This is a genomic window from Streptomyces sp. NPDC032161, assembly GCF_040636995.1.
Classification (GTDB): Bacteria; Actinomycetota; Actinomycetes; order Streptomycetales; family Streptomycetaceae; genus Streptomyces.
The window spans coordinates 99,016-123,158 of sequence record NZ_JBEZVN010000007.1 but is presented as its reverse complement, the minus strand read 5'-3'; the positions used below and the strand labels follow the sequence as shown (position 1 = coordinate 123,158).

Genomic DNA, 24,143 nt, shown 5'->3' with positions numbered 1-24,143 from the left:
CTGGGCGGATGACGCGAGCCGAGCAGCCAACGGTCGTGAGCCCCACCTCCGACACACTTGCCGCAGACTCACGCGAGCGCGCCGTACGAGCCCTGTTGCGTATCCCGCCGCTGAAGCGGTTGTGGAGCGCCCAGCTCGTCGGAAGCATCGGCGATGCCCTCGCCCTTCTCGTGCTGGTGCTGATGTCGCTGCAAGCGGCGGTCCAGGAGGGCTCATTCGGAGCCGGATATCGAGGGGCGGCGTTCGCCGTCGCCGCGGTGTTCGGTGCCCGGATTCTCGCCACCCTGATCTTCGGGGCCGTACTCCTCGGTCCGCTGACGACGCTCACCGCACCGGGCGGACCGCTGGACCGGCGCTGGCTGATGATCGGGACGGACGGGCTGCGGCTCGCGCTGCTGGTCGTCGCACCGCTGTGGATCGACTGGATGCCGGCTCAGGCGCTCATGATGATCCTCATCACCGTCTTCGTCGTGGGCGCGGCCGAGCGCCTGTGGACGGTCGCCAAGGACGGCGCCGCGCCCGCGCTGCTGCCCGCGCCGCCCCCCGAGGGCGCGGCGGTACGTCCCCTGCCCGACCACCTCGACGCCCTGCGCCGACTCTCCCTCCGTACCGACTTCGCCGCCATCCCGGTCGCCGGGGCCGGTCTGCTGGCCGCCACCCTGGTCGGCAACCTGCTGGGCTCGGGCCTGGAGTGGTTCTCGCTCCATCAGGCGGCGCTCGGCTCGTACGTCGCGGCCGGTCTGTTCGCGGCCTCGATCTCCACCCTGTACTTCCTGGAACTGCCCGGTTCGCAGACGCTCCGCCCGCGCTCGCCGCTGGAGGGCCTGCGTCGGCCGTCGGCCGACGGCGGACCCGACCGGGGCCGCACCGGTGCCGTACCGGTGATCATCGGAGCGTCGGCCGCCATCGCCGGGGCCATCGCCGCCGCCGCTGCCGTCGCCGCCCTGCACGCCGGGGAGCTGGGCGGCGGACCCGTCACGTTCGCCCTGCTGATCCTCGGACTGACCGGTGCCACGGGCGTCGGCATCCGTACCGCCGGGAAGGTGCTGCCCACGCTGTCGCGGCGGCGGCTGCTGGCGCTGGCCGTCGCCGTCACGGGCGTCGCGCTGCTCGCCATGGGCCTGGTGCCGGACACGGCGACCGTCGTGGTGATCACGGTGCTCGCCGGGTACGCGGCGGGGGTCGCCGCCCGCACCGGCCACGTCCTGATCGACCAGGAGACCGAGGAGTCCCGCCGGGCCAGGATCACGGAGCACCTCCAGGCCGTCGTACGGGTCGTCGTCGGGCTCGGCGCGCTCGTCGGCCCGCTGCTGTCCGCCGCGATCGGCGCGCACCGGCTGGAGTCGGGAGCGTTCGTCTTCGCCCACGGCGGAGCGGCCTTCGCCCTGATGCTGATCGGCGCGCTGCTGCTGCCCGTCGCGGTGATCGTCCTCGCGAAGACGGACGACCGCTCCGGCGTGCCGCTGCGCCGTGACCTGCGCGAGGCGCTGCGTGGCGGCGAACCGGACGTGGCGCCCGCGAAGACCGGGTTCTTCCTGGCCCTGGAGGGCGGCGACGGCGCCGGAAAGTCCACCCAGGTCGAGGCGCTCGCCGAGTGGATCCGCGCCAAGGGCCACGAGGTCGTCGTCACCCGGGAGCCGGGCGCGACCCCGGTCGGCAAGCGGCTGCGCTCGATCCTGCTCGACGTGTCGTCGGCCGGGCTCTCCAACCGGGCCGAGGCGCTGCTGTACGCCGCCGACCGCGCCGAGCACGTCGACTCGCTGGTCCGCCCGGCGCTGGAGCGCGGTGCGATCGTCATCTCCGACCGTTACATCGACTCGTCCGTCGCCTACCAGGGCGCGGGCCGTGACCTCTCCCCGACCGAGATCGCCCGGATCTCGCGCTGGGCCACGAGCGGGCTCGTACCGCACCTGACCGTTCTGCTGGACGTCGATCCGGAGACCGCGAGGGAACGGTTCACCGAGGCGCCCGACCGGCTGGAGTCCGAGCCGCCGGAGTTCCACGCCCGGGTGCGGGCCGGCTTCCTGACGTTGGCCGCGGCCGACCCGACCCGCTACCTGGTGGTGGACGCGGGGCAGGACCCGGAGACGATCAGCACGGTCGTACGCCACCGCCTCGACCAGCTCCTTCCGCTTTCCGAGGCCGAGATCAAGGCCCAGGAGGAGGCGCGCAGGAAGGCCGAGGAGGAGGCCCGGCGCAAGGCCGAGGAAGAGGCGGCCCGCAAGGCCGAGGAGGAGCGGCTGGAGCGCGAGCGACAGGAACAGCTCGCCAAGCTCCGGGCCGAGGAGGAGGAACGCAAGCGCCGCGAGCTGGAGGAGGCGCGCAGGCGAGAGGCCGAACGCCAGGCGGAGGAGGCTCGGCAGCGGGCCGAGGAGGCCCGGCGCAAGGCCGAGGAGGAGCGGCGCAAGCGGGAGGCCGAGGAGGCGGCCCGCGAGGCGGAGCAGGAGAGGCTGCGCAAGAGGGCCGCGGAGGAGGCCAGGCAGCGCAAGGAGGCCGAGGAACAGCGTCTGGAGAAGCAGCGGGCCGCCGAGGAGGCCCTGCTGCGCGCCGAGGAGGCCCGGCGCCGGGCCGAGGCGGCGGAGGCGGCCAGGGCCGAGGCGGCCGCGGCGGCGTCCGTGCCGGACAACGAGGTCACGGTGCCGACACCGATCGTCGACCCGAACGACGTGACGCAGCAGGTGCCCTCGCCTACCACGCGTCCCGCGCGCTCCGACGACGAGACGGCGATCCTTCCTCCGGTACGGGACGGACAGCCCCCGGTACGGGACGCGCGGCGTCCTCGTGACACGGGGGGTGCGCGGGAGTCGAGGGATGCATGGGGTGCGCGTGACGCGCGCTCGGCGGATCCGGCGGACCGGGTTCCGCGGGGCATCTTCCGTGACGAGCGCCCGTCGGCGGGCTTCGCGGCGGAGAGCGAGAACGAGCGCACGCGCGAGCTCCCGCAGATCGACGACCGGCACGCGGGCGGGGCGGGGTCGCAGCAGGCGCGGGACCACTGGGACGGCCAGGAGCACCGCTCCCGGCGCCCGCGCCCCGACTGGGCCGAGGAGACCCCGTTGGACGACCTGCCGACACTGGCGGACGAGCTGCTGGGCGGCGACCACGGGGACGACGAGGACCCGGGCTCCTCGGGACGGGGACGCCGCCCGCGCCGCTGAGGCGGTGCGGGGTGAAGGACGGGACATCCGTGCGGCCGGCCGAAGGGGCCGGGCCGCGGGGCCGTCGATCTGCCGGCCTGCGGAGCGGATGTCCGGTTTGCGGGCCCGCTTCCCGCCGGACCGGCCGGAGTGCGGTCCGGACCGGCCCCGCCCGGTCCTGCCGGGATTGTCAGACCCGTCCCTCACAATGGAGTCCGGACATGAGCCGGGACCAGCAGGGCCGGGTTCGGGCGCGGTCGGTCCGGGCGAACGGGGCCGACGCGCAACGACATCCCGTCGCCCGGGTCGTGCGGCCGTACCGTGCGACAACCCGGCGCATGAGACCACGGCACGAGACCACGGCACGACGGTGCGCGGGTGCATGACAGCACGGCGTACGGCACGTCACTACGGCGCATGACAGCGGACAGCACGAGAATGTGCGGCCACGAGGTCGCACACCACCGGAAGGGCGGTGACCCATGACCGTATGGGACGACCTGGTCGGGCAGGACCGGGTGCAGGAGCAGCTCGGTGCCGCCGCCCGGGACGCCGATGCGCTGGTCACCGCCCACTCCGCGGGGGAGCCGGTGCCGTCGGGATCGAAGATGACCCACGCCTGGCTGTTCACCGGCCCCCCCGGCTCCGGCCGTTCCACCGCGGCCCGGGCCTTTGCCGCCGCCCTCCAGTGCGTGAGCCCCGACCGGGCCCTGGGCGGCGCGCCCGGGTGCGGCTTCTGCGACGGCTGTCACACCAGCCTCATCGGTACGCACGCCGATGTCGAGGTGGTCCGTACGGATCTGCTCTCCATCGGCGTGAAGGAGACCCGCGAGCTGGTCCGACGCGCCCAGCTGTCCCCGGCCGGCGGTCGCTGGCAGGTCATCGTGCTGGAGGACGCGGACCGGCTCACCGAGGGCGCGGGGAACGTCCTGCTGAAGGCCGTCGAGGAACCGGCTCCCCGGACGGTCTGGCTGCTCTGCGCGCCCTCGCTGGAGGACGTGCTTCCCACCATCCGTTCCCGCTGCCGCCACCTCACCCTGTGCACGCCCTCCGTGGACGCGGTGGCCGACGTGCTGATCAGGCGCGACGGCATCGATCCGGAGCGGGCCGCGTCCGCCGCCCGTGCCACCCAGGGCCACATCGGTCGGGCCCGTCGCCTCGCCACGGACGAGCGGGCCCGCGCCCGGCGTGCCGCCGTGCTGAAGATGCCGCTGCGGATCGAGGAGATCGGGGGCTGTCTCAAGGCCGCCCAGGAGCTGATCGACACTGCTGCGGAGGATGCCAAGCAGGTCTCGGAGGAGGTCGACGCCAAGGAGACGGAAGAACTGAAGGCCGCCCTCGGCGCCGCTGCCGGAGGCCGGATGCCGCGGGGGACGGCGGGCGTGATGAAGGAACTGGAGGACCGGCAGAAGCGCCGCAAGACCCGTACCCAGCGCGACAGCCTCGATCTCGCGCTCAGCGAGCTGATGGGCTTCTACCGCGATGTGCTGGCTCTGCAGATGGGCTCGCGGATCGCCATCGCCAACGCGGACACGCAGGACGCCCTCGACCGCGTCGCCGGCTCCTCCACCCCCGAGCGAACCCTGCGCCGGATAGAGGCGGTGATCGCGTGCCGGCGGGCGCTGGACCGCAACGTCGCGCCGCTGCTCGCGGTGGAGGCGATGACGATGGCGTTGCGCGCGGGCTGACGTACGGCGCCGCCGTGCCGTTCCCGCTTCCGTCCCGGATCACCACCGCCGTCACCCGTCCCCATCACCACCGGCATCCCCATCGCCATCGGCAGTGCACTGCCCCAGTACCGTCCCTGCCGTGACCACAGGTAGCGCACCGCGCCATCGCCGACGTCACCGTTCGTCACGTTTCGTTACTGATTTTTTCACCCGTATGGGCGTTAAAGCGGGCGAGGTGTCGTCCGGCGACTACGCTCCGGGGATGGACACCAGGCGCCCGCTCCGCATCTTCGCCCTCGCGCTCGGCATTGCCGGCCTCCTCGCCGTCTCCGGTTGCAGCGGCGACGGTTCGGCGAACCCGTCCCCGTCCGCACCCGCCGTCCCCGCCGCGCTCCAGCCGTACTACGAGCAGCAGCTGACGTGGCGGGACTGCGGGGGCGAGGGCTTCCAGTGCGCGACGATGAAGGCGCCCCTGGACTACGCGATGCCGGACGGCGGCGACATCGATCTGGCCGTCTCCCGCGCCAGGGCCACCGGCCCCGGGGAGCGGATCGGCTCGCTTCTGGTGAATCCTGGCGGCCCGGGAGGCTCGGCCGTCGGCTACCTCCAGAATTTCGCGGCCCTCGGCTACCCCGCCCCGGTCCGGGCCCGCTACGACATGGTGGCCGTCGACCCGCGCGGGGTCGCCGGCAGCGAGCCCGTCGAGTGCCTCACCGGCCCGCAGATGGACTCGTACACCCAGGTCGACCAGACGCCCGACGACGAGGCCGAGGTCGGCCGGCTGAGCGCCGCGTACCAGAGGTTCGCGGGTGGCTGCGAGCAGCACTCGGCCCAGGTGCTCCCGCATGTCTCCACCACCGAGACCGCCCACGACATGGACATGCTGCGGGCGCTGCTGGGCGACGAGAAGCTGCACTATGTCGGGGCGTCGTACGGCACCTACCTCGGTGCCGCGTACGCCGAACTCTTCCCGGCCCGGGTCGGCCGGATGGTCCTGGACGGCGCGATGGACCCCTCGCTCTCCGCCCTCGACGTGAACCGTGACCAGACGGCGGGCTTCGAGACCGCGTTCCAGTCCTTCGCCGCCGACTGCGTGAAGAGGGCGGACTGCCCGCTCGGCACGGCCTCCACCGCCGACGCGGCCACCCGCCTGAAGGGGCTCTTCGCCGCCCTCGACGCCAAGCCGATCCCCACGGGCGACACCCGCGAGCTCACCGAGTCCCTCGCAACCACCGGGGTGATCGCCGCCATGTACGACGAATCGTCCTGGCCCCGGCTCCGCGACGCGCTCGCCGGCGCCGCGAAGGGCGACGGCTCCGGTCTGCTCGCCCTGTCGGACAGCTACTACGAGCGCGAGCCGAACGGCACGTACACGAACCTGATGTTCGCCAACGCCGCCGTGAACTGCCTGGACCAGCCGCCCGCCTTCGCCGACGCCGGAGCCGTCACCCGTGCGCTCCCCGACTTCGAGAAGGCGTCGCCGGTCTTCGGCCGGGCCTTCGCGTGGGCCGCCCTGAACTGCGCCCACTGGCCGGTCCGCCCCACGGGCACCCCTCACCGCATCGAGGCCAGGGGAACGGCCCCGATCGTGGTGGTCGGCACCACGCGTGACCCGGCCACCCCGTACAAGTGGGCCGAGTCGCTCGCCGACCAGCTCTCCTCCGGCACGCTTCTCACCTACCGGGGCGACGGCCACACCGCGTACGGCCGTGGAAGCGACTGCATCGACACGGCGATCAACACCTACCTCCTGGACGGCACCCCGCCGGACGACGGCAAGCGCTGCTCCTGACCACTTGTGCCCTCCATTCCGCCAGCTTCGCCGCCTTTGGGTCGCTGACCTGCGGAGACGGCTCGGATCCAGGGTGGTACGGAGCACCCCCGGAAACTGTGTAGACTTGGCGACGCCGCTGATCGCACCATAGTGCGACGGGCGTGCCGCCTTAGCTCAGTTGGCCAGAGCAACGCACTCGTAATGCGTAGGTCTCGGGTTCGAATCCCGAAGGCGGCTCAGAGAAACCCCAGATCAGATCTTCTCTGATGTGGGGTTTTCTGTTGCTCGGGGCGTGGCGTGTCACACGGCGCCACGGACCGTGCCGAGTCCTGCGGCAAGGCGTTCGGCTCGTACGACCCGGCGGCGCTCAACTGCCACATCAGCCAGGTCCGTTACGAACTCGACGCTGTTCCCGGCGCTATCGAGGCCATGCAGGAGTCGGACAAGGTGCGCCACGGCGTCTGTCGCCGCGTCCGCGTACGGCACCGCGCCACTCTGGCTGAGCGCCAACGGGAAGTCGGCCACCTGGAAGCGGCTGTCATCGTCCACGACAAGGCCACCAGCCGGGTTGCCCTCCTCCACGGCGCAGTCGGAACGCGAAGTGCGCCCAGGGCATGTGGGACTTCCCCGTCGGCAGGACCGAGCCCGGCGAACCCGTCACCGAGGCCGCCGTGCGAGAGCTGTACGAAGAGACCGGCCTGACAGTGAAGCCGGAGCCTCTGAAGGTCGCCCACATCATCCACGGCGCCTGAGGTGTCGAAGCCCCAACGGCTTCCTCGCCGCCGTCTTCGCCGCCGTCTTCGCGGCCCACGATTGGACCGGCGAACCCGAGGACCGTGAACCGCGCAAGCGCGCTCAGGTCTGCTGGGGCGATGCCGACGCCATCTCGCAAGAGTTCGTGGACACTACCGTCGGCGCACTCCACCGGTATCTTGCCAGCGCCCCCGACATTTCGCTGGACGGCTGGAGGCGGCCGCACGTTCCCAGGTCGTGGAGGGCGCAGCGAGGCCGGGAGGGGCGCGGCGGGGAACGCAGGACGGCGGATGTCTGGTTCGCAAGATCCCGTTTCTTCTCCTGCTGGCATCGGCGGCGTCTCGCAAGCCCATTTAGTATCAAACGATACTGTATCGAATGAAGTAGTCTGGTTTCATGGCCGCCGATGCTCCTCGCCACACCACCGCCTCGCGTGCGACCGACCGCCCCGGGGGTCCCTCGCCGTTCGCTCTCGGCCTGCTGTTGCGCCGGGCGCATTGGCGCGTCGCCGCAGGGTTGGGGGAGGCGCTTCGGCCGCTCGGTATCGAGCTGCGGCATTTCGCGGTGCTGATCGAGCTGGTCAACCACGGACCCACGGTGCAGCGGGATCTGGCGGCGGCGACAGGGTCGGACAAGGCCGGAATCATGCGCATCGTGGACGACCTGGAGCGCAAGGGCCTGGCCGTACGCAAGGCCGTCGCGGGGGACCGGCGGGTGCGGGCAGTGGAGATCACCCCCCAGGGGCTGGAGCTCTTCGATGCCGCCCACGTGGCGGCAGAGCCGCTGGCTGAGCGCCTGGTTGCCGGACTGGGGCGCGGCGAGCCCGAGCAGCTGACGGATCTCCTGACCCGGCTCGCCCATCCTGCGGACGACGAGGCGTAGGCGCGTCCCGCACGCCCGCCGCCGACTGCTTCGGCGCCTTTGCCGCATGCGGCTTCCGCGGCGAACCCGGCCTTGAGAGCCGCGGTCATCGTCGCTGCGCGCCGGTCCGGCGACTGGTGGTCGGCCAGGGCTCCCTTGCCGACGGGGACGAGCCATCAGTGCGCCCGCCGCGCCGCCTGCACGGCCCGTGTGCTCTTCACTCGTCGCCCGTCATCTCACTCGTCGCCCGTCATCACCGTCGTCTCGACGCGAGCCCCGCTGATGGGCCGAACACTCGGCCGCCCACATTGCTGGGCCGCCTGCCCCGGGTCCAGAGCGCCAACGGCACCGTCGGAGAAGATGCAGGCGCCGAGAACGTCGTGCGACGTCCTGGGGTGGGGCGCCGCACGGCGTCTTCCGACGTGGAGGGTTACGCGGCGAGACGTTCCGCGAGTTCCTTGACCTTGCTGGTCGCCTCCTCGGAGGCGCGCTGGCGGGACGCCTCGTAGCGGGGGGTCGGTTCTGCCATGGACTTTCTCCTGGCGCAGTGCCCGAGGCGGGGGACCGAGGGCCGAGGATTTGGCAGCCGAGATAGTTTTACGCGAGATGGTATCGAGTGATACTGTTGCGAGTATGATGAAGGCCCCATTGGAGTGGATGGAGGCAGGCGATCATGGACGTCTATGAGGCGGTCGCGAGTCGGCGAGCGGTGCGCGAGTTCACCGACCGCCCTGTCCCGAGGGAGACGCTGGAGCGCGTTCTGTCCGCAGCGGCCTGGGCGCCGTCCGGATCCAACATCCAGCCGTGGCGCACCTACGTAGTAACCGGCACGCCGCTGGCCGAGATCAAGAGGCGCGCCGGAGAGCGCGCGGCTGCGGGTGACCCCTGGGACGAGCGGGAGTACGAGATGTACCCGCCCGCGCTGAAGTCCCCTTACCGTGAGCGCCGATCCGCCTTCGGCGAGGTGCGCTATGGCGCACTCGGCATTTCGCGTGGGGACTGGGAGGCGCGCCGGAGGGCCGCTACCGAGAACTGGAACTGCTTCGGTGCGCCCGCTGCCCTGTTCTGCTACATCGACCGCGACATGGGCCGGCCCCAATGGGCCGACGTCGGCATGTATCTGCAGACCGTCATGCTGCTGCGCGCCGAAGGGCTGCACAGTTGCGCGCAGATGGCGTGGTCGGAGTACCGCGAAACTGTCGCGGAGGTCCTGTCACCCCCGGACGAGCTCATCCTCTTCTGTGGCATGTCGTTCGGCTACGAGGACGTCACCGCAGGGGGCACCCGTACGGGCCGGGCGCCGCTCGACGAGACGGTCACGTTCGTCGACGGCCTGTGACGTCGCCCCTCCTCAGGCGATCAAGGTGCTGTTTCTTGCCCCTCCCACGTAACCGTTCATATGCCATATTCCGTACATGACCCCCACGAATAGGCATGCCATGAAGATCGCAGTCATCGGTGGTACCGGACTGATCGGGTCTCAGGTCGTCAAGAATCTGAACGCCGCGGGGCACGAGGCGGTGCCGCACTCGAAGTCCAGCGGAGTCGACGTCATCAGCGGTCAGGGACTGGACGAGGCGGTGGCGGGAGCCGATGTCGTCGTCAACCTGACGAACTCGCCGACCTTCGACGAAGCCTCCCCGGCCTTCTTCCGGACCTCCATGGACAACCTTCTGGCCGCAGCCCGCAAAGGCGGCGTCGGCCACGTCGTCATCCTCTCGATCGTGGGTACGGACCAGGTACCGGAGCTGGACTACTACCGCGCCAAGACACTCCAGGAGAACCTCCTCGCCGCCGGGTCACTCCCGTACTCGATCGTCCGGGCGACGCAGTTCATGGAGTTCATGGACGCCGTCCTGTCCTGGACCGCCGACGCCGACACCGTCCGGCTGCCCGCCACACCGATCCAGCCGATCGCCTCCAAGGACGTGGCCGCCGTGGTGGCGGAGGTCGCCGCAGGAGCCCCGCTCAACGGCATCCGCAACATCGCCGGCCCCGACATCTTCACCCTGGACGAGCTGGGCCGGATCACCCTGACCCACAAGGGTGACCACCGCACCGTCGTCACCGACCCCACCGCCGGCATGTTCGCCGTCGTCAAGGGCGACGTCCTCACCGACAAGGACGCCCACCTCGCCGCCACCCGCTACGCCGACTGGCTCTCCTGACATCACCGTCTCCTGCGTGTCTTGTCCCGGCTCGGCACGCTTTTCGTTGCGCCCGCCGGGTGCGGCGGCTTGAGTCGGACGGGGATCCGTCCCCCGATCCCCGGTCAGGGCGGAGGGGACTCGCGTGCACCCATTCGGTCCCGCCGCGATGGAGGGGCCGCGGCTCTCGGGGTTCTGGGAAGACACCCGTCCGCGTCCCTATGCCTCCGCGCCCCTATGCCTCCGCGCCTCATCCGCGCCGTGAAGGTGTCGAGCGCGAGCCCAGCATCCAGTAGGCGACGGACCTCAGCCGCGGCCATAAGTGTCCGAACCGCTCCGCCAGTTGCTCGTGCCGTGCAGGGCGACGGTGGCGCGGCGATGTCTGGCTCTGGGGATGTCAGCCATCACGCTCGGACGTCTCCATGCTCTGCTACGGCGGAATGAGCGGTGCGCTGTTCATGCGCGATGTGCTCTGCGGTGTCTCCGGGGCGGCTTCCGGGGTGCTGAACGCGGCCGGCAGAAGCGGCCGTCGACGCTTTCCTGCACGGTTACCAGTCGGCCGTCGGGATCGCCGTCGTCTGGCCGTTGCGGTGGCCTTGGCCCGAGCGGGGGTCCGGGAGCGTACCGAGCGGCCGCGGACCGTCGTCGTACCGCCGGAATTGGAGTGGGCTTCGGAGCCGGAGCCGGAGCCGGAGCCGGTGGAGGGTGCGGGACTGGGGGAGAGCGCGGGGCTGGGGTCGGGGTCGAGGTCGGGTTCTGGTTCGGGGGCGGTTGTCTCGCGTCCAGTGGTGGGGAAGGGGAGGGAGTCGGAGGGCTGATCCGGGGCGGGGCTGTGGTAAGGCGCCTCGGGAAGCCCGTTGGGCCGGGGCCGGGCGGACCCGGTCCCGGCCCTGGCCCCGCACACGGGTCGGGCCAGTCGTTGGACCTGTTGGCGGGGCGGTCGGTCGCCTCGGCCGGTGTCAGTCGGTGTCAGTCGGTGGCGTCGGCCGTGGCGGGTGTGGCGGCCGGCGTCGGGCGGCGAAGGACGAGGCGGTGGGAGAGCTCGGAGAGCAGGAGGGCGAGGACCGCCAGGGCCGCCGCGATGAAGCCCAGCGAGCCCGATCCGCCCACGCTGATGCCGAGTCCGCCGAGGGCGCCGGCCAACGCGATCGCGAGGTAGAGGATCGACGAGTGGAGGGAGACCAGGACCGCGGCGAGGCTCGGGTTCAGGCCGATCAGGCGGTGCTGCTGCGGTGCGCTCATGCTGAAGGCGGTGACCGCGAAGATGCCGATGAAGACGAGCGAGGCGGCGTACGTGCCGTTGACCAGGGGCAGCACGAGCAGGCAGACGGCGACCCAGACGAGACAGATCGCCATGACGCCCCGGCCGCCGATCCGGTCGGTCAGCACCCCGGCCGCGTAGCTGCCGAAGATCGCCACGGTTCCGAGCGTCAGCATCAGCAGGGCAACCTTGTTGCCGGAGCCGCCGGTCGCGTCCGTGAAGATCTCGGCGATGTACGTGTACAGGATGTAGACCGAGGTGAACGCCACCAGCGTGGTGCCCAGGGTGGTCACGACGCGGGAGTCGGCGAGCGGTGCGAAGCGCCTGCGCAGGGGCTCGGCGGGAGGGCCGGCGATGCCGCGCGGCACCAGGCTCAGCAGGCCGACGATGCCGACGACGGCGAGGGCCGCCACGAACCACATCGTCGCCCGCCAGCCGAACCGGCTGCCGAACGCGGTGCCGATGGGCGCGCCGAACGCGGTCGCGGCCGTGAAGCCCGTGAGGACGATGGCGATCGCACGGCCGCGGCGCTCGGGCGGTACGAGGGCTGCGGCCGTCGCTGCGGCGACCGGTACGAACATGCCGGTGCCCGCGGCCGCGACGGCCTGGGTCACCAGCAGCAGACCGAACGACGGCACCAGCGCCGAGCCGATGGTCCCCAGCATGTAGATCAGCGCCGCGCACAGCAGCGTCACGCGTCTCGACCAGGTCGTGGTGACGGTCGCGAGGACCGGCCCCAGCACCGCGCACGCCAGCGCGTACACGGTGACGACCTGGCCCGCCGTGGCGGCGGACACGTCGAGGGAGGACTCCAGGTGGGGCAGCATTCCGGCGAGCACGAATTCGTTCGTGGCGACCGCGAATACACCGAAGCCAAGCGTGGAGACGCTTCGCCAGGAAGTTTTCACCAATGGTGCGTCAATGGTGCTCTCCACCAGATTCTCCCTCTATTTCAAATCGGCCAACTCGTTTTTAGCCGCGTGCACTTGGATTGTCCCGGCCTCTTCCTTCGGGCGTCCAATATCCGCTGCATCTCGCTGATATAGTGCGCGACTATGGAGCTGAGGCAGCTGGAGTACTTCGTGGCCGTCGCCGAGGAGCTGAACTTCACCAGAGCGGCTGCCAGGCTGCACGTGGCCCAGCCGAGTGTCAGCAACCAGATCAGGCAGCTGGAAAGGGAGTTGAAGCAGGACCTCCTCGACCGGAGCCGACGTGCCGTCCGCCTCACGGAATTCGGTGAGTCCGTGCTGAAGCAGGCCCGCGCCACGCTCGCCTCCGTGGACGTGCTGCACCAAATGGCCGATGACTACACGGGGTTGATCCGCGGCCACGTGTCGTTGGGGATGGTGACCTCGTCCGCGACCGCGTACGGTCTGCCTCAACTGCTCGCCGATTTCCATGCGGCGCATCCCGGTGTCGAGATGACCCTGGCCGAGGCGACCTCGGACCAATTGATCGACGCGCTTCGGCGGGGGGATTTCGATGCCGTCGCCATTTCACCGCCGACACCCGTGCTCCCGGGTATCGAAACCCTCACGGTGGCGGATGAACGGCTGGTCGTCGCAGTGCGGCCGGGTCACCCGCTCGCGGCCCGTGCGTCGATTCGCCTCGCAGAACTGCGGGACGCGCCGATCATCACATTCCATCGAAGCATCGGCGCCCGTGCCACGGTCGAGGAATCCTGTGCCGCCGCCGGATTTTCGCCGCGTATCGCATTCGAGGCGAGCGACCCCAATATGCTGGCGGAACTCGCCATCAGCGGGCTCGGCGTCGCCATCCTGCCGGAGCCGTTCGCGCTCGCCCGGCCGGCCGCGTTGCGCATGCTCACCGTCTTGGATCCGCCGATGCGCGGGTACATCGTGTTCGCGTGGCGCGAGGGCGGGCCGTCCGGTTCCGCGGCGCGGGCCCTCGTGCGGCATCTCCGTCGCGCCATGGCGGCGCGGCCGTCCTGACGGGGGTGCCACCGTTCCGGCGGGGTGCGCCCGGTCCGGCGTGTGTGTCGCCCTGGTGAGTGTCTGCCGTGGTGCGCGTCCGCCCCGGTGTGTCTGCTCGTGTGTGTCTGCCCTGGTGTGCGTGAGCTCTGGGGGAGTTGGGGCGTCGGCGGGCGGCGGTCGCGCTGACCGGGCGCGGTGTGTCGGGTACGGATGCCGGTACGCGTGCGGCACCCCCTACCCGTACACGTACCCGCAGAGAATCGACGGACGCACGGGTACGTGTACGGGTACGGGGTGCCGCACCGTTCAGGGAGGCTGGGTTCGGTCGGGTGGGGTTGTTGTCGGGCGGGGTGGTTCGCGGGATTCGGTTCGGGTTCGGTCCGGTGCGGATGCCGCGGTGGCGATGGGCACCTCGCAGTGGAGGACGGCTCGCGGTCGCGGCGGACACCGTGCGCGGTGGGTGGCTGACAGTACGCAGTGGGTCGTGGACGGTGAGGGATGGCGGCAGGAAGTGGAAATGACGGCAGGAACAGGAAGGACCGGGGTCCTCGCTTCGCGTGTGCAGGTGGCGGGCGCCCTTCGCCCGTCACCTGTGCGGTGACTCCGATGGAGACCGTAAACCGCATCGCTTATAGACTTCCAAGACCGATTTGGCCATGTGAAAATGACTTCCAAGGCATGAGTGGAGGTGGGTCGGGCCGTGGACCTGCTGCAGTTGCGCTACTTCCAGACCGTCGCGCGTTACGAGCACATGAGCCGCGCCGCGGAGGAGCTGCGCGTCGCCCAGCCCTCGCTCAGCCGCACCATCGCGCGTCTGGAGGCCGAGCTCGGCTCCCCGCTCTTCGACCGGCACGGCCGCCGCATCCGGCTCAACCAGTACGGAGCGATGTTCCTGCGTCACGTCGACCACGCCCTGAGCCAGCTCGAGGACGGCCGCCGGGCCCTGCGCGACGCCCGTGACACGGGGCTCGGACGGGTCGGCGTCGCCTCCGAGACCCTGCTGACGATCACCCACGCCCTCGGCAGCTTCCGGGCCGCCTTCCCCCGTGCCGACGTGCGCCTCTTCCAGTCGAACGCGCAGGAGATGACCCGCCAGCTGCGCGCGGGCGAGGTCGACTTCTGCGTGGCCTCGCAGCCGCTGGCCGGTACGCACCTCGCGTCGGTCGAGCTCGCCCGCGAGGAGGTGCTGCTCGCGGTGCCGCGCGGGCACTGGCTCGACGGCCGGGAGAGCGTGAGGATCCCCGAGATCGCCGACGAGCCCTTCGTCAGCACGCGTCCCGGACACTGGCAACGCGCGCTCCTCGACCGGCTGTTCGCGTCCGAGAGACTCACACCGCGCCTGTCCTGCGAGGGTAACGAACCGGGCGCCAGCCAGGACATGATCAGCGCCGGTCTCGGGATCGGCCTCATCCCGGCGATGTCCCGCCGGGCCGGTACGGATTCGCACACGCCGGTCGCCTGGGTGCACCTGGACGCGCCCGACTGCTACCGGGTGCTCACCCTGGTGTGGAACCGCGACAACTACCTGTCCGAAGCCGCCCTGAAGTTCCGCGATTTCATCACCAGTCGACCGTTCATGACACACCGGAAGCCCGATCCGCGCCGGGTAGCCGCCCAGGACCGGGCGGACCGACGGGCCGATGGACCGGCGGACCTGGGGACCGGCGGCACGGTGGTCGGTGGACCCGGGGATTCGTAGGCCGACGGAGCCGTAGGTCGGGGGACGTGTGGAGCGCCTGCCGGGGAGACCGCGGGCGTGTGCGGCTGCTGGAGCCACCGGTGAGGGTGTTTGGCGTCACCGGTGACTGTTTGGTACGGTCCGTCGCGCTGCCATCCCGTCGGCCGAGGACGTCGCGTGTCCCGAGGCCGTATTGCGAAGGCGAGGCGCGGCAGGGGTGTCGATCTCCCCCTGCCCGGATTCCGGCAGCGCCGCCATCGACCCGTGCCTTCGCCTCCACCCCTCTTTCCACCCGAGCCCATTTCCGAGTGACCGGTCCCGAGCGACCGGCCCCGTGCACCGTTGTGTCGTGTCCGTGCGCGCGGCCGATCGGCACCTCGGCACGGACCGGCATCCCGGTACGGAGGAGTTCCGCCATGCCCGAAATCACCTATGTCGCCGTCGACGGAACCGCGCGGACCGTCGACGTCCCCACCGGCACCAGCGTCATGCGGGGCGCCGTCTTCAACGACATCGACGGCATCGTGGCGCAGTGCGGCGGCAACGCCCAGTGCGCCACGTGCCACGTCTACGTCGACGAGAGCTGCGTCGACAGACTGGAGGCGATGCAGCCGAACGAGGACAGCATGCTTGACTTCGCGGCCAGCCCGCGCCGCCCCAACAGCCGGCTGAGCTGCCAACTTCCCGTGACCGAGGGCTTCGACGGCCTGATCGTGCACCTGCCGGAGCGGCAGCACTGATGGCCGACGGCATACGACCCGCTTCGGTCGTCGTCATCGGAGCCGGACAGGGCGGCCACCAGACGGCCGCATCGCTGCGGGAGCGGGGCTACGAAGGGCGGATCACGCTCATCGGCGAGGAGGACACACTCCCGTACGAGCGCCCGCCGCTGTCCAAGGCGTACCTCAAGGGCGAGGCGGACGAGACGCACCTGTGGCTGAGACCGGAGGCGTACTACGCGCGCCAGGCGATCGACAGGGTCACGGGCACGGTCGTCGCCATCGACCGGGCCGCGCGGTCGGTCCGGCTCGCCGACGGCAGTTCGTACGGTTACGGACATCTCGTGCTCGCCACCGGGGCCCGGCCCAGGATGCCGCAGTTGCCCGGCGCCGGGCTGCGCGGCGTGCACACGCTGCGCACGGTGCGCGACGCGGCGGCCCTGCGGGACGCGCTCGCCGCCGCCACGTCCGGCGCCCCTGGCGGGGCCGCCCGTGCGGTGGTCGTCGGGGCCGGGTTCATCGGCCTCGAATTCGCGGCCGTCGCAAGGGAGTCCGGGTGTGAGGTGACCGTCGTGGAGGCCCTCGACCGCCCGATGTCGCGGGTGGTCTCGGCGCGGACGGCCGCTCATTTCACGGGACTTCACCGACGGCGGGGCAATCGGCTGATCCACGGCCAGGGCGTCACGGCCTTCCACGACGACGGTCACGGCCGGGTCGCGGAGGTGGGGACGGCAGACGGCCGCCGGCTGCCGGCGGACCTGGTCCTGGTCGGCATCGGCGTCGTGCCCCGTACGGAACTGGCCGAGGCGGCCGGGCTGGCGGTCTCCGACGGCATCGTGGTCGACGCCGGGCTGCTGACCGGCGACCCGTGCATCTCGGCCATCGGCGACTGCGCGGTCTTCCCGCTGTCGGGCCCCGGCACGCAGTCGCGGTCCCAGCCGCGGCCCCAGCGGGGGGCGGATTCGCAGCCGGGGCCGGAGCCGGGGGGGTGGACACGGACACGGACGCGGGTGCGGCTCGAATCCGTGCAGAACGCCGTCGGGCACGCCAAGCTGGTCGCCGAGCGGCTCACCGGGGCGCCGCGCCCGTACGACGAGCTGCCCTGGTTCTGGAGCGACCAGTTCGGGACGACCGTACAGATCGCGGGGATCGGTGACGGACACGACGCCGAGGCGGTGCTGGCGGACGGCCCGGACGCGGATGCCTTCTCGGTTCTCCTGTTCCGGCAGGAGGCGCTGATCGCGGTCGAGTCCGTCAACCGGCCCGGCGACCACATGGCGGCCCGCCGACTCCTGGGCGACGGTCTGCCGTTGAGCCGTGCCGAGGCCGCACGCGCGGGCTTCTCGCTCACGGAACATCTCAGGCGTTCCGCGAACGGGGGCGTGTCCGCCCCCGCCGGGGCGATGGCCGCGGGTTGAGCGCCGACCGGCCTCCTCGCGACGACCGTGCGCCGAGCGCCGCGCGACCGACCGCGGGCCGCCCCCGATGCTCGCGCCGCGGTGTTGCGCGCGGTGTCGCGGGGTGGTGGTCGGTGTGCGTCGGGCACGGCGCGCCGGTCGCGGCGCTGGTCACGCGCCGCGAGGATCGTGTCGCGGTGGTTTCGCCAACGCCTCCGGTGCATGCCTTGTCACGGGCCGTTCCGGGGGCGCTCTGCGTTTGACACGAGGCGACCCGGTGGGACGGTTGAAGAGGCGTTCCCACCCGACAGCGTTCCCGCCCGACGAACGCGGAGGCAGTCCCATGAAGGCGTTGGTGTACGAAGGGCCACGTTCGGTGAGCGTCAAGGACGTACCGGACGCGAGGATCGAACGGCCCACGGATGTGCTCGTGAAGATCACCTCGACGAACATCTGCGGCTCGGACCTGCACATGTACGAGGGGCGCACGGACATGGAGAAGGGGCGTGTCCTGGGCCACGAGAACATGGGCGAGGTGATCGAGGTCGGAGACGGCGTGGACCGGGTCAAGGTGGGCGACCTGGTGTGCCTGCCGTTCAACATCAGCTGCGGGTTCTGCCGCAACTGCGAGCAGGGGCTGACGGCGTTCTGCCTGACCACCCCGTCGGATCCGCGGATGGCGGGTGCCGCGTACGGGTTCGCGGGGATGGGCCCGTACAACGGCGGACAGGCGGAGTTCCTGCGGGTGCCGTACGGCGACTCCAACTGCCTGGTCCTGCCGGAGGAGGCGTGGGAGAAGCAGACCGACTACGTGATGCTGTCCGACGTCTTCCCGACCGGCTGGCACTGCACGGAACTCGCCGGGGTGCGGCCGGGCGAGACCGTGGTCATCTACGGTGCGGGTCCGGTCGGGTTGATGGCGGCGCTGTCCGCGACCCTCAAGAGCGCGGCGAAGGTCATGGTCGTCGACCGGCATCCGGACCGGCTGCGGCTGGCCGAGGAGATCGGCGCCATCCCGATCGACGACTCCAAGGGTTCGCCGATCGACCGGGTCAACGACCTCACCGACGGACTGGGCGCGGACCGCGGCTGTGAATGCGTGGGCTACCAGGCGCATGACGCCCAGGGCCACGAGCAGCCGAACCTGACGCTGAACAACCTGGTGCAGTCCGTGAAGTTCACCGGCACCATCGGCGTGGTCGGCGTCTTCGTGCCCCATGACCCCGGAAGTCCGGACAAGCTGTACGAGGACGAGGGAGAGATCGCCTTCGACTACGGCATGTACTGGTTCAAGGGCCAGTCGATGGGGACCGGTCAGGCCAACGTCAAGGCGTACAACCGACAGTTGTGCAACCTCATCCAGCAGGGGAAGGCCAAGCCGTCCTGGATCGTCTCCCACGAACTGCCGCTGGCGGAGGCGGCGCAGGGGTACGAGCACTTCGACAACCGGGACACGGGCTGGACGAAGGTCGTCCTCCACCCCGACGGCGGGGGCCGGAGCGGCGGTCGGTAGGTGGACGGACAGACGGACAGCCGTGGTCGTCGGGTGGGGCGCGAGCGGTAGGCGGAGCCGGGCGGTGGATGGGGGCGGCGGGCAGATGCGGCCGGAAGCCGGGGCCGGGGCCGGGAGCGTGTGAGGCGTCCCGGCTCCCGGCTCCCGGTCCGGCGTACCGGTGTCGTGGTGTCACATCACCTCGGTGACGAGAGCGACCGCGCGGTCGAACAGGTCCGCCTCGGCCCTGCCGTCGCTGCGCTTCCTGTGGCCCCTGACGTCCCCGCCGTTCCTGCCGTCCCCGCCGTCCTTGCTGTCCTCGTCATCGCTCTTGTCGCTGTTGTTGCCGTCGTGCTCCTTGTGAGCCGCACCGTCGCGCGTCGCGTCGGCGGTGCGGCGTGCGGCGGCCTCCGTGAGGTGGGCGGCTGGGATGCCGCCGGAGGCGGAGAAGTGCGGCACCAGGGCGTTGAGCAGGGCGAGGGCGCACGCCGATGCCGCGTCTCTGGCCCGGGGATCGACCGCGGTCCGGGCCAGGACCAGGGCCGTCATGGCCCGGTCCAGGGCGGGTGCGCCCTCCGCCGTGTCGCTCCAGTCGATCACCACCGGTCCCCGGGGCGTCAGCACCACGTTGCCCGGGTGCAGGTCGAGGTGGAGGATCCGGTCCTCGGGCTGCGGGGAGAGCCGCGCCGGGACGGTGTGCAGTTCGGCGAGGAGCTCGGCCAGTACGGTGGCCGCCTCGGACGCGGTGAGGTCTCCGGACCCCAGGGACTCCAGCATGGTCGGGCCGGTCAGGCGCCGCAGCACCAGGTCGCAGGGGGCCGTCGTGGCATCGCGCGCACCGAGCCGGGGGACCGGGTAGCCGTGTGCGCTGAGGTAGGACATGACCGCCCACTCATGGGTGGCGTCCAGCCCGTCGCGGTTGCGCCGCAGGACCCAGTTCTCGTCGAGCGCGTACACGTCGGCGGTGCGCCCGGCACCCAGTAGCTCACCTATTCGCATGGGACGAACCTATGGGTAGGCGCGTGCGACGGGGAGTTCACCGGCGTGTGCGAGTTCGGCGGCGCGTGTGAGTTCACCAGGGCACACACGGCTTCACCAGGACCCTCGGGCCTACCAGCGCACACGGCTTCACCGGTGCGTACGGCTTCACCAGCGCATGTGGACGTCCTCGGCCCAGCCCAGGAGCCGGTCCACGACGATCTCGCGCCCCTCGTCGTCGCGTACGCGGCCGGAGTAGTGACCGAAGCACTGGTCGGTGCGGTTGGCGATCAGGCCGACGTCCGTACGGGTGGAGCGGTTGTGGAACGGGACGAACGTGAGGTCCACCGCGGGCCGGTCGCCCGGCGATGTGATCGTCCACGGGGCCAGGAAGTCGTCGGACGACCAGTGCCACTCCAGCTCCTCGCCGAGCTTGCTGAGCCGGCCGTCCACACAGAGCGCGTTCTCCGTGGTGCCGGTGCCCCGGGTCCAGCGCCCGCCGAACTGCAACCCCACCGTGTGACCGTCGGTGCGGCCCGACGCGGCTCCCCAGTTCCAGTCGACCGAGCGCGGCCAGCGGCCCCGTCCGTGGTCGAGCACGGCCCAGGCGTCCGCACCGAACTCCAGGGCCTCGTCCCCGATCCGGACCGTGCCGGAGGCGGGGCGGGCCGTGTGCTTCGACGTGTACTGGAATCGGCGCTCGTTCCACGGCACGACGACGGACAGCGTCTCGTGGCCGACGGGCAGGGCGGCGAAGAGGTCGACCTCCACGGTCCGCTTCGGTGAGGACGGGGACAGGCAACGGGCCCGCAGGCGGGTGCCCCCGTCCTCCTCGCTGATCTCGATCCTGACCTTGCCGCCCGTGGGGCGGGGCGGGCCGACCACCACGGCGGGGGAGCCGGGCGCGCCCGCGATCGTCTCCGGGAGGCGGACACCGCGACCGCCGGGCACGATCGCCGTGCGCTCGAACTCCCGGCCACCCGGCCCGTACTCCAGCACGTACACCGTGTTCAGCGCCAGGAAGTCGAGGTCGCTCACGGTCAGCGCGACGAGATGGGTGGGCGTGGTCACGCACCAGTACTCCCAGCGCTTGGTCCGGCCCCAGCCCCGCAGATTCGACCGGTGCAGCGGCCTCCTGGACCATCCGCGGGCAGAGGGGTTCAGCCGACCGTCCGGCAGGCACAGGTCGACGGGCTCGGTGATCTCGTGTTCGTGGGTGGCCATGGACGGAGCCTAAGGGCTGTTCCGTAGTCCCTGACGGGCACACGACGACAGCTGCGGCAGCTCGTGGTGTTGTCGGAGTCGTCCTCGTGCGTCCGGTAGGAGGACGGTCTTCCGCCTCGCGGTCGTACGCACCGGACGGACGCCGCACGAACCGACCTCCGGCCGAACGACGGCACTTCGACGGCACGGCCTCGCAGTGCCCGTCCCGACGATGCCTGTCCCGACGACGCCCCTCCCGACGACGCTTGCCCCGGCGACTCTGCTCCCGGCGATGCCTGTCCCGGTGACGGCGCCGGTCGTCGCGCCGACCTCGCAGTCCGTGACCTCGCTGGTCACAGACCCCATAACGCGAAGTGAGGGGGAGAACGGGATCTCCTTGGCCTGACGTGTACGCGGCTACCTTGGCGGCAATTCCCCCGAAGTCAAGGAGAGTTCCGTGGAGAGAACCATCCTCCGCAGACGTGCTCTGGCCGCGTGTACCGCCACCGTCGCCGTCGGCACGCTCGCGTTGGCCGGTCTGACCGGCAGCGCGTCCGCCGATCCCGCCCCCCAGGCCGCCACCCCCGCCACCGAGCAGCTTTCGCCGGGTCTGCTGAAGGCGATGCACCGTGATCTCGGACTGACCGAGACCGAGGCGCGCGCCCGGATCGGCCAGGAGTCGCGGGCCGCGACCGTCGCGGCCGGCCTGAAGCGTTCCCTCGGTGCGGACTTCGCCGGAGCGCGGGTGAGCGGTGACGACGCCGCCCTGACCGTCTCCACCACCGACGCCGGGCAGGCCGCCCGGATCGGCAAGGCCGGCGCGAAGGCCGTCGTCGTCGAGCACAGCCTGGCCGAACTGGACTCGGCGAAGGCCGCGTTGGACCGGGTCGCCCTGCGCGAGGCGCCCCAGGGCGTGCCCGTCTGGTACGTCGACATCGCCACCAACCGCGTGGTCGTGCAGGCCGCCGACACCTCGGCCGCGAACACCTTCCTGGCCGCCGCCAAGGTCGCGCATGAGCTGGTGACGGTACGTCAGTCGACCGAGCGGCCACGCACGTTCGCGGATCTGCGGGGCGGCGACGCGTACTACATGAACGGGCAGGGCCGCTGCTCCATCGGCTTCCCCGTGAAGCGCGGCACCCAGTCCGGCTTCGTCAGCGCCGGTCACTGCGGCACGCCCGGGGTGAGCACCAGCGGTTACAACCAGCAGGCCCAGGGCTCCTTCCAGGGCTCCACCTTCCCGGGACGCGACTACTCCTGGGTCGCCACCAACGCCAACTGGACGCCGCGCGCCCTGGTGAACGGGTACGGCAACGGCGACGTGACGGTCACCGGTTCCACCGAGGCCCTCGAAGGCTCCTCGGTCTGCCGCTCCGGGTCGACGACCGGCTGGCACTGCGGCACCGTCCAGCAGCGCAACACCAGCGTCACGTACCAGGAGGGCACCGTCTCCGGGGTCACCCGCACCAACGTGTGCGCCGAACCGGGCGACTCCGGCGGCTCGTTCATCTCCGGCAGCCAGGCCCAGGGGGTCACCTCCGGGGGTTCCGGCAACTGCTCCCAGGGCGGTACGACGTACTTCCAGCCGGTGAACCCGGCCCTCCAGGCGTACGGGGTCACCCTGGTCACCAGCGGCACCCCGACCGACCCGCCGGACCCGACGGACCCGCCGACCAACCCGGGCGGCACCTGGGCGGCCGGGACGAACTACGCGGCGGGCGATGTCGTGACCTACGGCTCCGACAGCTACCGCTGCCTCCAGGCCCACCTGGCCCAGTCCGGCTGGACGCCGCCGAACGTGCCGGCTCTCTGGCAGCGGATCTGACGACTCCGCAGGCTCCGGCGCGCGGGCCCCGGAAGGGGCCCCGCCCGGCGGACTCCGGCAAGGGGTCCGTCCGCCCGACGGATCGCGGAGCAGGGCACATCCCACGGCCGTGCCCCCGCGACGAGGTCCGTCATGGTTGCCGCGCCCGCCCGGCTCGCGCTCGCGCCTCCCGGCCGGGCGGGCGCGCACCACCCGTACTCACCCGCGCCTCCCGCACTATCCGCGCCTCCCGCACTATCCGCGCTTCCCGCACTATCCGTGCTTCCCGCACTATCCGTGCTTCCCGCACTATCCGTGCTTCCCGCACTATCCGCGCTTCCCGCACTTTCCGCACTTTCCGCTCTGTGTCATGCACTTGTCCTTCCCCCATACCGAGGAATCAGCCATGACTCCAGCTCCTGAGGTGCCCGAGGACTCCGGCGAGGACCGCCGGATCAGCCGCAAGTCCGTCCTCAAGGCCGCCCTCGTCGCCGGCGCCGTCCCGCTGCTCGCCGGTGGTGGCGTGGCGCTGGCCCGCGACGCGGGCGGCGGCGGCAAGACCCTCGCCCCCACTCCGTACTGCGGCGACGGCGACGGCCCGACGCGCGAGCAGATCGAGGGTCCGTACTTCAAGCCCAACTCCCCTCTCCGCACCAGCCTGGTGACCTCCGGGACCCCCGGCACCCCCCTGACCGTCAGCGGCTACGTCTTCGGACGGTCGTGCAAGCCCATCCCGGGAGTGCTCCTCGACTTCTGGCAGGCCGACACCTACGGCGCGTACGACATGAACGGGTTCGCCTTCCGGGGCCACCAGTTCACCGACCAGTCCGGGGCCTTCTCCCTGACCACGATCGTGCCGGGGCTGTACCCGGGCCGTACGAGGCACATCCACGTCAAGGCACAGGCGCCCGGCTCGCGCATCCTGACGACGCAGCTCTACTTCCCGGGCGAGCCGCGCAACAACACCGACGCCATCTTCGACCCGGCGCTCCTGATGAACATCCGGAACGTCGGTTCCGGGCAGCAGGGCACCTTCGACTTCGTGCTCGACGTCGACCAGGGCCCGTCCGTCCCGCCCACCGATCCGCCCGGCTCGACGTGGAAGGCCGGGACGTCCTACAACGCGGGTGACCGCGTCACGTACGGCGGGGTCGCGTACCGCTGTCTGCAGGCGCACTCGGCCGTGTCGGGCTGGGAACCGCCGAACGTCCCCGCATTGTGGGAACGCGGGTAGACGCGCAGCACGGCAGGGGCGTACACCGCCCTGCGGCGTGTGCCGGGGTGTCCCTCGCGGGGTGCGCGCCGCACCCGGCCCGGACCGGAACCTCTTCCGGT

Annotated in this window: 16 protein-coding genes, 1 tRNA gene and 2 pseudogenes; 16 read left to right on the top strand and 3 right to left on the bottom strand. The window is 71.3% G+C overall.

The genetic code is table 11. The annotated features are described in order from the left end of the window. The first annotated feature begins 8 nt into the window (after positions 1–8). The 9 genes and pseudogenes from tmk (at position 9) to AB0E67_RS17760 (ending at position 10,363) form a co-directional block, all read left to right on the top strand. Positions 9–3,158, top strand: coding sequence for a dTMP kinase (tmk, locus tag AB0E67_RS17800; RefSeq protein WP_362027337.1), 3,150 nt, complete (start codon positions 9–11; stop codon positions 3,156–3,158). Positions 3,159–3,619: 461 nt separating this feature from the next. Further along, positions 3,620–4,825, top strand: coding sequence for a DNA polymerase III subunit delta' (locus AB0E67_RS17795; RefSeq protein WP_362027334.1), 1,206 nt, complete (start codon positions 3,620–3,622; stop codon positions 4,823–4,825). A 244-nt stretch (positions 4,826–5,069) separates the two neighbouring features. Then, entirely contained in the window at positions 5,070–6,599 is a 1,530-nt protein-coding gene (locus AB0E67_RS17790; RefSeq protein WP_362027331.1) for an alpha/beta hydrolase, read from the top strand. Between the two features lie 145 nt (positions 6,600–6,744). Continuing rightward, positions 6,745–6,818 (top strand) — tRNA-Thr (locus AB0E67_RS17785). 78 nt (positions 6,819–6,896) lie between these two features. Next, positions 6,897–7,118 (top strand): annotated as a pseudogene (locus AB0E67_RS17780) (transcriptional regulator); the annotation flags it as partial. Beyond that, a pseudogene (locus AB0E67_RS17775) lies at positions 7,107–7,551 on the top strand (NUDIX domain-containing protein); the annotation flags it as partial. The pseudogenes AB0E67_RS17780 and AB0E67_RS17775, both read left to right, overlap by 12 nt. A gap of 179 nt (positions 7,552–7,730) precedes the next feature. Continuing rightward, complete coding sequence (locus tag AB0E67_RS17770; RefSeq protein ID WP_362027328.1) at positions 7,731–8,216, top strand: MarR family winged helix-turn-helix transcriptional regulator; 486 nt, start codon at positions 7,731–7,733, stop codon at positions 8,214–8,216. A gap of 652 nt (positions 8,217–8,868) precedes the next feature. Next, positions 8,869–9,534: a nitroreductase gene (locus tag AB0E67_RS17765; RefSeq protein ID WP_362027326.1), complete on the top strand. Its 666-nt coding sequence runs from the start codon at positions 8,869–8,871 to the stop codon at positions 9,532–9,534. Between the two features lie 100 nt (positions 9,535–9,634). Continuing rightward, positions 9,635–10,363 carry an NAD(P)H-binding protein gene (locus AB0E67_RS17760; RefSeq protein ID WP_362027566.1) on the top strand — a complete coding sequence of 243 codons (729 nt, stop codon included), beginning with the start codon at positions 9,635–9,637 and terminating at the stop codon, positions 10,361–10,363. A 948-nt stretch (positions 10,364–11,311) separates the two neighbouring features. Here AB0E67_RS17760 and AB0E67_RS17755 read toward each other — a convergent pair. Beyond that, entirely contained in the window at positions 11,312–12,538 is a 1,227-nt protein-coding gene (locus AB0E67_RS17755) for an MFS transporter (RefSeq protein ID WP_362027323.1), read from the bottom strand. A 120-nt stretch (positions 12,539–12,658) separates the two neighbouring features. Between AB0E67_RS17755 and AB0E67_RS17750 the strand changes: the two genes are divergently transcribed. From AB0E67_RS17750 to AB0E67_RS17730, 5 genes are all read left to right on the top strand, one after another. After that, the gene (locus tag AB0E67_RS17750; protein WP_362027320.1) at positions 12,659–13,555 is read left to right on the top strand and encodes a LysR family transcriptional regulator; all 897 of its coding nucleotides are present in this window, start codon (positions 12,659–12,661) and stop codon (positions 13,553–13,555) included. A gap of 682 nt (positions 13,556–14,237) precedes the next feature. Then, positions 14,238–15,236, top strand: a complete 999-nt coding sequence (locus tag AB0E67_RS17745) for a LysR family transcriptional regulator (RefSeq protein ID WP_362027317.1) — start codon at positions 14,238–14,240, stop codon at positions 15,234–15,236. Positions 15,237–15,631: 395 nt separating this feature from the next. Continuing rightward, positions 15,632–15,955: a 2Fe-2S iron-sulfur cluster-binding protein gene (locus AB0E67_RS17740; protein ID WP_362027314.1), complete on the top strand. Its 324-nt coding sequence runs from the start codon at positions 15,632–15,634 to the stop codon at positions 15,953–15,955. Continuing rightward, the gene (locus AB0E67_RS17735) at positions 15,955–17,352 is read left to right on the top strand and encodes an FAD-dependent oxidoreductase (protein WP_362027311.1); all 1,398 of its coding nucleotides are present in this window, start codon (positions 15,955–15,957) and stop codon (positions 17,350–17,352) included. The genes AB0E67_RS17740 and AB0E67_RS17735 overlap by 1 nt, the downstream gene beginning before the upstream one ends. 322 nt (positions 17,353–17,674) lie before the next feature. Further along, complete coding sequence (locus AB0E67_RS17730; RefSeq protein ID WP_362027308.1) at positions 17,675–18,844, top strand: glutathione-independent formaldehyde dehydrogenase; 1,170 nt, start codon at positions 17,675–17,677, stop codon at positions 18,842–18,844. 171 nt (positions 18,845–19,015) lie between these two features. Here AB0E67_RS17730 and AB0E67_RS17725 read toward each other — a convergent pair whose 3' ends face one another. Continuing rightward, entirely contained in the window at positions 19,016–19,822 is an 807-nt protein-coding gene (locus tag AB0E67_RS17725; RefSeq protein WP_362027305.1) for a phosphotransferase, read from the bottom strand. 147 nt (positions 19,823–19,969) lie between these two features. Further along, the gene (locus AB0E67_RS17720; protein WP_362027302.1) at positions 19,970–21,025 is read right to left on the bottom strand and encodes a DUF2804 domain-containing protein; all 1,056 of its coding nucleotides are present in this window, start codon (positions 21,023–21,025) and stop codon (positions 19,970–19,972) included. 436 nt (positions 21,026–21,461) lie between these two features. On the opposite strand from AB0E67_RS17720, the gene AB0E67_RS17715 reads away from it, so the two are divergent. Together AB0E67_RS17715 and AB0E67_RS17710 are read left to right on the top strand one after the other, a co-directional pair. Continuing rightward, positions 21,462–22,829 (top strand): alpha-lytic protease prodomain-containing protein, encoded by a 1,368-nt coding sequence (locus tag AB0E67_RS17715; RefSeq protein ID WP_362027299.1) that lies wholly within the window; start codon positions 21,462–21,464, stop codon positions 22,827–22,829. 385 nt (positions 22,830–23,214) lie between these two features. Further along, the gene (locus tag AB0E67_RS17710) at positions 23,215–24,042 is read left to right on the top strand and encodes a carbohydrate-binding protein (RefSeq protein ID WP_362027296.1); all 828 of its coding nucleotides are present in this window, start codon (positions 23,215–23,217) and stop codon (positions 24,040–24,042) included. Positions 24,043–24,143 lie beyond the last annotated feature (101 nt).